Below are 11641 nucleotides of genomic sequence, written 5' to 3'. Positions count from 1 at the left end.
ACTCGACAGCCTAGAGCGGGGCCTGCCGTACGTCGGCAACAATGGGCCGTATGACCGACCCCCATCTCTGGCTCGAAGACGTCACCGGCGACAAGCCCCTCGACTGGGTGCGCGAACGCAACGGGCGCACCGTCGACACCTACGCGGCGGACGAGCAGTTCACCGACCTCGAGAGCCGGATCAGGGACGTCCTGGACACCGACGCGCGGATCCCGTACGTGGGGATCCGCGGCGAGTGGCTGTACAACTTCTGGCGCGACGCGACCCATGTGCGTGGCCTCTGGCGCCGCACGACTCTCGAGCGGTACCGCACCGACGATCCCGAGTGGGAGGTGCTCGTCGACGTCGATGCACTGGCCGAGGCCGAGGACGAGAACTGGGTGTGGGCCGGGGCGAACGTGTTGCGCCCCAGTCAGTCCCGAGCACTCATCTCCCTGTCCCGAGGCGGCGCCGACGCCACGGTGATCCGCGAGTTCGATCTCGACAGCCGTACGTTCGTCACCGGCGAAGACGCCTTCGAGCTGTCCGAGGCGAAGTCGAGCATGGGATGGATCGACGCCGACACCGTCTACGTGGAAAGCGATTTCGGTCCGGGAACTCTCACCGACTCCGGCTATCCACGGCTGGCGAAGCGATGGCACCGGGGCGCGCCGCTGGACGACGCCGTCACCGTCTTCGAGGGCGCACGATCGGACGTGTCCGTGGGTGCGTCCTACGACGACACCGAGGGTTTCGAGCGCCACTTCGTCAGCCGGGCGATCGACTTCTACCACTCCGAACGGTACGAACTCCTCCCCGACGGTGCCCTGGTCAAGATCGAGGTCCCCGACGACGCGAGCACGGGCGTGTACCGCAACTGGTTGACGGTCCGGCCCCGCACCGACTGGGAGGTCGGCGGGACGGTGTACCCCGCCGGCTCGCTCCTGATCACCGACTACGACTCCTACATGGCCGGTGCCCGCGAGCTCACCGCGGTGTTCACCCCGGACGCTCACACCTCGCTCGAACAGGCCACCTGGACGCGCAATCATCTACTGCTGGTGACGCTCGCCGACGTGCACACCGAGCTGTTCGCTCTCACTCCGAGCGAATCCGGTTGGGCGAGAACTCCCATCGCAGGCGTTCCGGAACTGACCACCAGCGGCGTCATCGCCACGGACGCACGCAACAGCGACGCGTTCTTCGTCAACTCGAGCGGATTCACCACGCCGGCCACCCTGCTGTACGGCACGGTCGGGAGCCCGCTCGAACCGATCAAGAGGGCGCCCGCCTTCTTCGACGCCACCGGCATCGCGGTGTCGCAGTACTTCGCCACCTCGGACGACGGAACCGCGATCCCGTACTTCGTCGTCCGGCGTGAGGACGCCGAGGGGCCGGGACCGACGCTGCTGTACGGGTACGGCGGTTTCGAGAACTCGATGGTGCCCGCCTACAGCGGCGTGGTCGGCCTGGCGTGGCTCGAGCCCGGTGGCACGTACGTGGTGGCGAACATCCGCGGTGGCGGCGAATACGGACCGGGCTGGCACACGCAGGCCATCCGGGAAGGACGCCCCCTCGCCTACGAGGACTTCTCCGCGGTCGCGAAGGATCTCGTCGCGCGCGGGTTCACGACGCCCGAGTTGCTCGGCGCCCAGGGCGGCAGCAACGGCGGGCTGCTGATGGGGGTCATGCTCACCAGGTACCCGAAACTGTTCGGCGCGATCGTGTGCCAGGTGCCGCTGCTGGACATGAAGCGCTATCACCTCCTGCTCGCGGGCGCGTCCTGGATGGCCGAGTACGGGGATCCGGACGACCCCCGGGACTGGGAGTTCCTCGGCGCGTACTCGCCATACCAGAACACCGATCCCGCGGCGCAGTATCCGCCGGTGCTGATGACGACCTCCACCCGCGACGACCGGGTGCATCCCGGACATGCGCGGAAGATGACCGCATTGCTCGAGGAGCAGGGCCACGAGATCTGGTACTACGAGAACATCGAGGGCGGGCACGGCGGCGCTGCGGACAACGCGCAGGCCGCGTTCAAGTCGGCCCTCACCTACACCTTCCTCCGGCGCACCCTCACCCCTTCCTGACCACCCTGCCGCCTACGCCTCTACGCCCCCCTGCCCTGCCCCCTGTCCGCCCGCCCCCTGTCCGCCCGCCCTCCCCTGGGTGAAGGGACCATTCGACCGATCTGAGAAGGCGAAGGGCACCGTCACCCTCGGATGGGCAGGGGCGGGTGGGTGTAAGCAGGGGCGGGTGGGCGGCAGACCTACGGGTAGGCGTCGGAGGGGACGGCGGAGGGGCGACGGACCGTGCGGGTCATTCGCGGTCGGCGAGCCAGGTGGCGATCCGATCCACCGTGGACCCGGGGTCCCGGATCCACCCGTTGTGACCGAGACGTGCGGGCTGGTGCCACGTCGTGAGACGGGCGTTCGGCAGCTTCGCCACCAGGTTCCGCACCGACGCCGGGGGTGCCATGTCGTCGCCCTCGACGGTGATCGAAAGCACCGGCAGCTTCAGCCGGGCGATCCGCTCCTCGTAGTCGATGTCCGCTCCGGTCGGTTGGATCCGTCCGGTGCGGGCGAAGCGGGACCAGTCCGAGATCAGCACCCGCGACTGCCGTCCGAACCCGCCGACGTCGAGGCGGTCGCCGGGCCAGAAACCCGCGACCGACGCCGTCATCGACATCGCGGCCGAACCCATGAGCAGGCCGGGAGAGCGCACCCCGGGAAATCCCCGGTAGTAGGGCGAGCCCGACGCCACCAACATCAGCCCGCCGAGCCTGCCCCGGATCCGCGCCGCATACATGACTCCGAGCTGCCCGCCCATGCTGTGCCCGAGCAGATAGGGCGTGCTGGCGGGGAAACGTTCCCGGACCACTTCGAACATGGCCGGGAAGTCGACGCAGACCAATTCCTGGTAGCCGTACCTGCTGGCGGAACTCGGTCGTGGCCGGCTGTCGCCCTGTCCGCGCAGCTCGCCGACGGCGGCGTTGTACCCCCGCCGGACGAGTTCGTCGGCGAACGGTTCGTAGTAGCCGGCCGGAATCCCCAGGCCCGGGAACATCACCACGACGGGCGCCGCGTCGGCCCCCGGGAACAGGCGGACCGGAGTGGTCGTGCCGTCGGGCATCTGGATCGGGACTGTCTCCACGGACGTCAGCCTATGTCCGGGAATCGGCGTCCGGCTCGACGCACGGGAGGAGTCTCGCGTCAGGCCCCGAGCGGTCCGGCGATGACGGGCCAGGACTTGTGCAGCTGGTCCTGCCAGTACGGCCACGCGTGGGTACCGGTGGACTGGAAATCGAACGTGGCCGGAATGCCGAGTTCGTTCAGCCGGTTCGCCAGCTTGTGGGTGCACTGGTTGGTGGCCGCCTCGATGACCGAACCGAGGATGATCTGGTTCGCGAAGGTCTCCACGTCACCGTTGATGCCCTGGCCGTCGAGCCGGTCGTGGTGTCCGGGGAGCCCCGATCCCGTGCTCACGTACAGCGTCGTGCCGCGCAGCTTCTCCGCGTTGACGATCGGGTCGTTCTCGAGCCACAGCGGGTCGCCTTCCGGCCCCCACATGTTCTCCACCTTCCCGCGCCCGCGGGATTCGACGACCATGCTCACGTACGCCCGGCCCGGGTTGGTGCTGGTTTCCGCACATCCGCTGTACGCGCCGACGCTCTCGTAGAGGCCCGGCGCGGCCTGCGCGAGACTGAGGACCGAGCCGCCGGCCATCGAGATGCCGGCGATCGAGTTGACCCCGTTGGTGCCGAGCGCCGAGTCGATGACCGGGGGCAGCTCCTGGGTGAGGAACGTGGTCCACTGGTTGCGGCCCAGAACCGGGTCGTCGTCCTTCCAGTCGGTGTAGTAGCTGAACGCCCCCATCATCGGGGTGACGACGTTGACGTTCTTGTCGGCGAAGAAGTCCACCGCGTCGGTCTGTCGGTACCAGGTCGCAGTGTCCTCACCGCCGCCCGCGCCGTTGAGCAGGTAGAGAGTGGGCCGGGGAGCGCTGTCGTCCGCGGGAGTCAGCACCCGCAGCTCGATCTCGCGGTCCATCGCCGCGGAGTAGACGTACATCCGCTGCTGGCGGTCGTCGATCTTCTGGGTCCGCACGACGTGCGACGCCTGATCGGAGGACGCCGGATCGGCCGAGGCGATCGCCTGAGTGCCGAGGAAGGGGGCCGCGGTGATCGCGGCAAGTGCAACCGCCGATCGGATTCCGAACTTTCTCACGACCATGCGGTTGCGCATTTCTCACCTTCTCTGTAGTCCAGCGTGTCCGGCCCCGCGGCCTTCCGCAGGGCACCGAACCGAGCCACATTGTGACACAGGCCGCTCGGACGGCCGTACAACTCGATCCGATTCCCTCTATCGCGCGAAATCCCAGGGTTGTTATCGGGGCGTTCCCCGATGCCCGCGGACCCGCTCGCACAGCACACTCGATGCATGACATACGACAGCAACTCCCGCCCCTTCGTCCGTTCCTCCGACAGCAAGATGCTCGGCGGGGTCTGCGGAGGAATCGCCGAGTACTTCGGAGCCGACGCCAACCTCGTCCGACTGCTCACCGTGATCGCGGCCTTCGTCACCGGCGGTACCGCGATTCTCGTCTACCTCGCCGCCTGGATGATCATGCCGCAGGGCTGACCACTCCCTGGCGCAGCGCTACTGCGTCACGAGGCGCGCAGACGAGAACGGCGGGCCGGAGCTCATCCCTGCCCGACCCGCCGAGTACGTCGCGCTTCGCTCAGCTCGCGGAGCTGAGCAGCGGCGCCAGCAACTGGTACAGCTCGACCAGGCCGATGATGGTACCGATGGAACCCATTGCAATCTCCCAACTTTCGTGCGTTCGTGTGACTCGCGGTCACAGTACGGAAAGCTAGCAGCGCAGCAGGTCGCGCGGTGGAGTCCCAGATGTCCAGCGGATGAACCCGCAGGTCAGAGAGTTGGACATGTGACTAAGGACACTACGCGAAGCTGTAACGGATCGAGAAGCCCCTGGTGAAGCCGTCGACGCCGCCGCCGCGCACACACCGCGACGGCGGCGCCCAGACAGGCCGACGACTCAGAGCGAGCCGGTGACGATCTGCGGCATGATCAGCAGAATCAACTCGACGAATCCGCTGATCGCTTCCCACCCGTTTCCGATGCTACCCATGATTTTTCCTCCGATTGTCCAGTGCAAGAACGCCGTTCGACGTCCGGCATCGATCTGTCACCCCACGACCGGGGCGAGGTGTGGTCAGCTGAAGAACTGAGCGCTCTGCAGCAGGATGTCGAAGAAGAAGGTGATGATCTCCGTCAGGGTCGTGCTTCCCATCGGTTCTCCTCGTAATTGTCGTGTCGTGCAACACAATCAGATTGTGCCGTGTTGCCGGTCACATTGAATCATTGATGGTTCAACTTTGGAAGGGAATCCGAACAAGTTCCGCTGCAACACTTTTGATGCAGTTCGGGGCTGATTGGTTGTTCGAACACGACGAGGCGCTCCACCCGCACCGCGGATCGTGGAGGCAAGGCTCTACCGCCGCACTCACCGCGCGTCGGTGTCGATTCAGTTGCGGCCCATCCGTGGCCGACGTTCGGTGTCGCGGTTTCGCCCTGTCGGCTGTCGCCCTCCGGATCGGCTCGTCGTCGGCGCTCGCGGAATCGCGAGTGCTGCTAATTAGCAGTTCTACCGAACAGACGTCCAGAAGACATAGGAAACGAAAGAAAAAGTCGGACGTTCAACTAAAATGGAGTATGTCCAGACGTACGCCCGTATGCCTGACCTCCGCGTCCTGGTGGGACACGTCGGCAGGCTGTCCGAGGTCAACTCACCCCGCGTCCACGGGGAGCACCCGCGATCAAGACCCGCAAGCCCACCGGCGCTGGGCTCATCCCCGCGTGCACGCAGTGCACGCAGTGCACGCAGTGCACGCATTACAAGCCGGGCTCATCCCCGCGTCCGCGGGGAGCACAAGCCTTCGGAACGGACGCGTAGCTCCACCTCGGGCTCATCCCCGCATGCGCGGGGAGCACGGAGAAACAGGGACATGATGAGCCAGATTACGGGGCTCATCCCCAGGGGCCCGGCAAAGTCGCATTTCAGCTGGTCATGAGTAGATCGATGGGGCGTTGAGGATCGCGACCATGGTGTCTGATCGCGGCGGTTCTCGATCGCCCAATGTCCGCGCAGCCAGGTTGCGACCTGGCCGGGATGTGCGTCCAGCACAGACAGTGAGGTGACCGCGTAGACGACTTCGGTGCGTCGCTTGCAGTCCCGCCCTCGGCGGGTGGTGCGGGTCAGTTGCAGCACCTGGACGGCGTGCGGGAACAGCACTCCGTCGGAGATCTCGGTGGCTTTGAGTGAGCGGACCTCGCGGCGGCCGTGCCCGTTCTCGGTGGTGCGGCTGATTACCGGAATCTGTTTCCATGGCAATGATTTGAGCTGTCGTCGCAAGCTCGGCTGGTTACCTTGGACAGTGAGGATGTAGTGGCCACCTCGGCCGACAATGTGCTCGGCGGTCTCGCGTTGGCAATGCATCGCGTCCGCCGTGATCACAGTTCCGGCGATGTCCAACAGGTTCAACAGTTTCGGCAACAGAGGAATCTCGTTCGTCTTCGCTCCGACCGCGCACTGGGCGAGGACGGTCCCGGTGCGGTGACACAATCCGGCGAGTAGGTGGGCCAGGTTTCCGGCCGCATCCTTGGCGCCGCGTAGCGTCTTGCCGTCGAATGCGATTACCCTCGGCCGTCGGTAGTGTTGGTGTGCAGCCACATCCAGGAACCGATCAGGGCATCGAGCTGATCCGGTTCGAGTCGTTGCAGGCAGCGGCGGATCGTCGATTCGGAAGGGACGGTGCCGTCGATGCCGAGCCGGGCGTACTCGGTGGTGGGCACGTCGGCGATCCACTCACCGATCGCGGTGAACGAGCGGGCGCCGGCGATTGTTGCGGCCAGCGCGATCGCCAGCACTGTCGAGATCGTGTGGCGCACGCCGCGCCGCTTGCGTGGATCGGGGACCGCAGTCAGGATGTCGAGTAGGCCGCATTTCCAGTTCAGGCCAATAGGATTCGGGACGGCGAACGATATCTCTCAGCCTTTTCACGACTGCACTCTGAACGTCTCCTGGCCAGTCAGACACTCCTCGACGTACTGGGTCGGAAGCGGAGTCGATGCGCAATGCACCAATCCGAAACGCCGAACCGAAGCGATCGCCAATTGGTTCTTCACCCCGTCTGGAGGAAACGAACAAACAGCACACCGCTACACGCAGGCCGCAACGCAGCCTCCCAACAACGTGCACGAGTTCGAAGGTGAGCTGGTCGCATCTTGCAGGAACGGAACATGGCGAGCGAGGGTCGATTTCAACATCACCAACGCGGACGGTGGAATAATGTCGACTCGGCACCGCACAGACCCGGTGGCGATCAGCGGGTGCATGAGCCAGCCGCCGGTGTGCCCCTCATCGATGAGTCAGGCAGATTGCAACGCAGCCGCGGAAACGTACGTCTTTGCCGTGCAACATAATCTCGCTGCGCGGCCAGGGTACGCAGGCCACTCCCAGTTCGACAACGATCTTGGCCATCTTCCCGATCCGGTAGACTGAGGGGCTGGAAAGTTCTCGGACAGCGAGATTTGGTTATCTCAAGCCGCCTGATTCTGCTGGAACCACGCGGACTCTACTTCGTTCGGCGTGTGGTAGTCAATTCCGGAGTGCAGACGAATCTGGTTGTACCGCAACTCGATATAGCGGGTGATATCCCTTCGAGCGTGTTCCCGGGTCGGGTATTGAGTGCGGTTCACGCGCTCATTCTTCAGGGTTCCATTGAAAGATTCCGCCCAGGCATTGTCATAGCAAGTTCCCGTGCGGCCTACCGATCGCACGATGCCGAGTTCTTGTGCCACTGAGGCGAATTCAGCGGAAAGGTACTGGCTGCCGCGGTCGCTGTGGAATATTGTTCCTTCGACCATGATGGGCAGGTTCCGGATGGCCATGCGCCAGGGCTCCGTAGTTGTTGAGTAGCGGAGCTGTGGCCTGGTGGTTTGGGTTCGTTGGAGCGTGTGGGGGCGGTGGAGCGGGCATGGGGACAGGGGCCGATCATGGGTGTGTCTTACGCATCCAGATCGTCCACAAGGAGTCACCCATGCCCGCCGGGACAGTGTCCCCGATCGACCCATGCCTTGACCAGCTGACCCGGTTTGTCGGTGGTGTCGTCGACGAGAAGCAGGTGCCGCGGTTGATGACTGCACTCGAAGTGGTGCCCGATCCGCGGGATCGTCGCGGTCGCCGGTACTCGCTGCCCTCGTTGATCGCGATTGCCCTGTGTGCGGTTGCCGCGGGCGCTCGGTCGTATTCGAGTATCGCGGATTGGGCCGTAGCTGCTCCGCGGGAGGTGTTGGTGCGCTTGGGTATCCGGTTCCGTGTGCCGAGCGAGGCCACGATCCGGCAGGTCCTCGGACGGGTCGAGGGGGATGGGTTGGATCTGGTGCTGGGCCGCTACCTGTCCGATGCCGGCGATAATGACAGCGGCGGCGAGCGGGTGGCAGTGGCTGTCGACGGTAAAACTGTCCGCGGTGCACGAGCCGGCGAGGAGTCGGCCCCGCACCTGGTTTCGGCGGTCACCCATACCGGTGGTGTGGTACTCGGGCAGTGCCGCACCGCGGACAAGTCCAACGAGATATCCGCTGTCCGAAGGTTGCTGCGAGGAATCGACCTGGTCGGTGCGGTCGTCACCGTCGATGCCATGCACACGCAGAAGGCCACTGCCCGGTGTCTGCGTGAGCGGTGTCGGGCCGAGTACGTGATGGTTGTCAAGGCGAACCAGCCTGGGCTGCTCGCCCGGATCCGGGAGCTGCCGTGGGAGCAGGTGCCGGTGGTGTGGTCCGACCCGCTCGAACGTGGTCACGGTCGTGAGGAGGCGCGGATCTACAAGATCGTCACCGTCACCCGTGGTCTTCGATTCCCGTACGCGCAGCAGGTGATCGAGATCACTCGCCGTCGCCGCCGGATCGGTGCCGACCGGTGGAGCATCGAGGTTGTGTACGCGATCTGCTCGTTGCCCTGTGAGCAGGCGCCACCGAAGCTGCTCGCGAGGTGGATCCGCGGGCATTGGTCGATCGAGAACAGGGTCCATTGGGTACGGGACGTGACGTTCGACGAAGACCGCTCCACGGTCCGTGCCGGTCACGGACCGCAGGTGATGGCGACGCTGCGGAATACAGCGATCAGCCTTCATCGACGGGCGGGGCAGTCGAATATCGCCCAGGCCTGCCGACGTGTCGCGGTAAACCCGCATCGTGCTGTCGACCTGGTCTTGAGATCCTGAACCCGCAGGTCGCGGCCCTGGGCCTCAACAACTACGGAGCCCTGGGCCATGCGCAGGGCGTCGGTCACCAATTCGGTGCGCATATGGTCCGCCATCGCGTACCCGATCACCTTCTTCGAATAGCAGTCGAGCACGGTGGCCAGATAAAGCCACCCTTCCCAGGTACGGATATAGGTGATGTCACCGACGAGCTTGCGTCCCGGCGCGTCGGCGGTGAAGTCGCGTGCCACCAGGTCGGGCAGGTCGGCGGCGTCGCCGGCGATGGTGGTGACCGGTCGGAACGGCCGGGGCTGGCACGGCACCAACCCCAGCTCACGCATGATTTTCCGAACGGTGTCCGGATCGACCTGGGTTCCCCACCGGGCGAGCTGGGCGTGGACGCGGCGGTAACCGTAGGTGCTGTCGGAATGATCGAAGCAGAACCGGACTTCTGCTTCGAGGATTTCCCGCCACCGCGCGGTGGCCGAGGGTTTCCGGCTTCGCCAGTCATAGAATCCTGAGCGGGAAACTCCTGCCCACCGGCACATATCGACCACAGCGTAATTGCCTTCTTCGGACGCGATGAACGCGTACTTGACCGTTACCGGTGCTTCTTCGCGAAGAAGGCCACCGATTTTCCCAGGAAGCGGTTCTCGTCCTCCAGTTCCCGGACCCGCCGCTCCAATTCCTTCAAGCGGGCACGTTCCGGCAAAGACAACCCGGTATCCGCTGCCGAGTTCGTGCGCTGGAGCTGTTTCACCCAGTTCCGGATCGTCTGATCGGTTACCCCGCAATCGCGCGCGACATCGGCGATCGGCCGAGACTTCTCGAACACCTCACGTGCCGCCGTTTCCCGGAACTCCGGGCTGAACTGACGCGACTTCTTCTGTGCCACAAACAACTCCGTTCAGTCACCCAAATCTTACTTTGGGTCGCTGTCCGAGAAAGTTCCGGCACCTCAGACCGCTGGTTGGAGTACGATGTGTATCCCAGAAACCCGACGACTGGGGACCGCGAGGCCGAGCGCCTAGTCATCGACGAAGGAAACCCCATCTTCGGCCGAATCTGGTTCTCGAAAGATCACTTCCAAACGCAAGACGGATGGACGGAATTCTGGATTCGATGATCCGATAGTGTCGGGTGCCTGGTCTTCGTCCAGCGAGGGTCGGGCACCCGACGGATCTGCGAACACGAGAAGAGGACGCGGTGTCATACCCGAGGTGGACCCAGCTCGACAAAACAGAGAAGGCGTCTTGGTGGACTGCTTTCAACGCCGTCTACAACTTTCAGCCAGGTTCGGAAACTGACCCATACCCTGGGATTGTGGAACCAAAGAACTCCATCACCTTCGACCTCCGCGGATCGTCGTCTCCCCCACGGGCTCGGGTGAACACGGAGGCCGAAGAAGCCTTCCGTACTGCGTTTCCCTCAGACACCGTGCTGATTGCGCTCAACTGGCAGCATCCCGGATACCGCTTCCGGCCACACGGCGACCCGCTCCCCCAGAATATCTCGCCCATCCCCGTCTACCCCGATGGGGACTACTACCTGTTCTTCACCGAAGACCTCCAGTGCGGAACCTTCGGACACCCGTGGCACAAAACCCTCTGCGTCTTCGGCGAGCCACTCCTGTCCACCTTGGCAGAAGCACTGTCGACCTGGCTGCCGGTAGCCAGGCGCGGCGGCCACGAACCCCAGTGACCGGTCCAGACGTTCTGAGCATGAACACGAGTCATCCGAATGACCTCTGATCCAGAATGCGCCCAATCCCAAAACACGTACGTCGTGGCGTGAACGACCTAGCCACTCTCGCTCCCCACACGCGCGGGGCGGACAATCCGCCATGATTACGGGCGACGTCCCAGTACGAGAGATCCCCGCACGTGCGGGGCAAATAGATCGCTTCGGGACTGCCCCCGCGCGGCCAGGGATGGATCCCCGCACGCGCGGGGCACACAACCTCCGCCCCGACGACCCGGACCAGATGTCGGAGCATTCCCCACGCGCGTGGGGCAGACACTTCCCGACCAGCATAGACACCACCCGGCCTAGCCCGAGAACATCACTCCCCCACGGCCCCAACAGACCTCAGACCTCACCGACGACGACGTTCATGCCCCGCGGAACGCGAAATCTGCCTCAACAGCTCGCCCGTGTATCCGGATCCCCACACACGTGGGGCAGACTCCTGCGCGACACCCCCAGCGACGGAGCATTCCACGCCCCGCGCTACCAACAACGACTCGAACACGTCCACCAAATCCCCTGGCTGCTCGCCACCACATCGGACAGCAACTTCCACGGATTCGACGGGCCACCACCTGGTCTCCCCCAACGGGCCCTCAGCTGGTACTACCAGCGTGTACTCGCAGCAGG

General features: G+C 64.8%; 11 protein-coding genes. 4 read left to right on the top strand and 7 right to left on the bottom strand.

Features of this window, described 5'->3' with window-relative positions:
* Positions 1–50: 50 nt before the first annotated feature.
* Positions 51–2072: a prolyl oligopeptidase family serine peptidase gene (locus tag G4H71_RS14930; RefSeq protein ID WP_072739908.1), complete on the top strand. Its 2022-nt coding sequence runs from the start codon at positions 51–53 to the stop codon at positions 2070–2072.
* 229 nt (positions 2073–2301) lie between these two features.
* Here G4H71_RS14930 and G4H71_RS14925 read toward each other — a convergent pair whose 3' ends face one another.
* Both G4H71_RS14925 and G4H71_RS14920 read right to left on the bottom strand, forming a co-directional pair.
* Positions 2302–3135, bottom strand: a complete 834-nt coding sequence (locus G4H71_RS14925) for an alpha/beta hydrolase family protein (RefSeq protein ID WP_169847189.1) — start codon at positions 3133–3135, stop codon at positions 2302–2304.
* Between the two features lie 59 nt (positions 3136–3194).
* Positions 3195–4226 (bottom strand): alpha/beta hydrolase, encoded by a 1032-nt coding sequence (locus tag G4H71_RS14920; protein WP_072739848.1) that lies wholly within the window; start codon positions 4224–4226, stop codon positions 3195–3197.
* A gap of 195 nt (positions 4227–4421) precedes the next feature.
* Here G4H71_RS14920 and G4H71_RS14915 point away from each other — a divergent pair, with 195 nt between their 5' ends.
* Complete coding sequence (locus G4H71_RS14915) at positions 4422–4622, top strand: PspC domain-containing protein (RefSeq protein ID WP_072739847.1); 201 nt, start codon at positions 4422–4424, stop codon at positions 4620–4622.
* A gap of 1288 nt (positions 4623–5910) precedes the next feature.
* Here G4H71_RS14915 and G4H71_RS14910 read toward each other — a convergent pair.
* The 3 genes from G4H71_RS14910 to G4H71_RS14900 all read right to left on the bottom strand — a co-directional run bounded on the left by G4H71_RS14910 (position 5911) and on the right by G4H71_RS14900 (position 7955).
* Positions 5911–6735 (bottom strand): ISAs1 family transposase, encoded by an 825-nt coding sequence (locus tag G4H71_RS14910; RefSeq protein WP_185280445.1) that lies wholly within the window; start codon positions 6733–6735, stop codon positions 5911–5913.
* The gene (locus tag G4H71_RS14905; RefSeq protein WP_185280447.1) at positions 6699–6953 is read right to left on the bottom strand and encodes a transposase family protein; all 255 of its coding nucleotides are present in this window, start codon (positions 6951–6953) and stop codon (positions 6699–6701) included. Before G4H71_RS14905 ends, G4H71_RS14910 begins: the two co-directional genes overlap by 37 nt.
* Positions 6954–7604: 651 nt before the next feature.
* Positions 7605–7955 (bottom strand): integrase core domain-containing protein, encoded by a 351-nt coding sequence (locus G4H71_RS14900; protein WP_072740408.1) that lies wholly within the window; start codon positions 7953–7955, stop codon positions 7605–7607.
* 149 nt (positions 7956–8104) lie between these two features.
* Here G4H71_RS14900 and G4H71_RS14895 point away from each other — a divergent pair, with 149 nt between their 5' ends.
* Positions 8105–9286, top strand: a complete 1182-nt coding sequence (locus tag G4H71_RS14895; RefSeq protein ID WP_072740404.1) for an ISAs1 family transposase — start codon at positions 8105–8107, stop codon at positions 9284–9286.
* Here G4H71_RS14895 and G4H71_RS22665 read toward each other — a convergent pair.
* Together G4H71_RS22665 and G4H71_RS14885 are read right to left on the bottom strand one after the other, a co-directional pair.
* Positions 9193–9849 carry an IS3 family transposase gene (locus G4H71_RS22665; protein ID WP_260440808.1) on the bottom strand — a complete coding sequence of 219 codons (657 nt, stop codon included), beginning with the start codon at positions 9847–9849 and terminating at the stop codon, positions 9193–9195. The two genes, G4H71_RS14895 and G4H71_RS22665, sit on opposite strands and share 94 nt — an antisense overlap.
* A gap of 17 nt (positions 9850–9866) precedes the next feature.
* Complete coding sequence (locus G4H71_RS14885) at positions 9867–10160, bottom strand: transposase (RefSeq protein WP_072740409.1); 294 nt, start codon at positions 10158–10160, stop codon at positions 9867–9869.
* Positions 10161–10405: 245 nt separating this feature from the next.
* Between G4H71_RS14885 and G4H71_RS14880 the strand changes: the two genes are divergently transcribed.
* The gene (locus G4H71_RS14880; RefSeq protein ID WP_083343350.1) at positions 10406–10966 is read left to right on the top strand and encodes a DUF2716 domain-containing protein; all 561 of its coding nucleotides are present in this window, start codon (positions 10406–10408) and stop codon (positions 10964–10966) included.
* Positions 10967–11641 lie beyond the last annotated feature (675 nt).

It is taken from the genome of Rhodococcus triatomae, assembly GCF_014217785.1.
In the GTDB taxonomy this organism is placed as follows: Bacteria; Actinomycetota; Actinomycetes; order Mycobacteriales; family Mycobacteriaceae; genus Rhodococcus_F; species Rhodococcus_F triatomae.
This window is presented reverse-complemented; position numbering and strand designations above follow the sequence as displayed.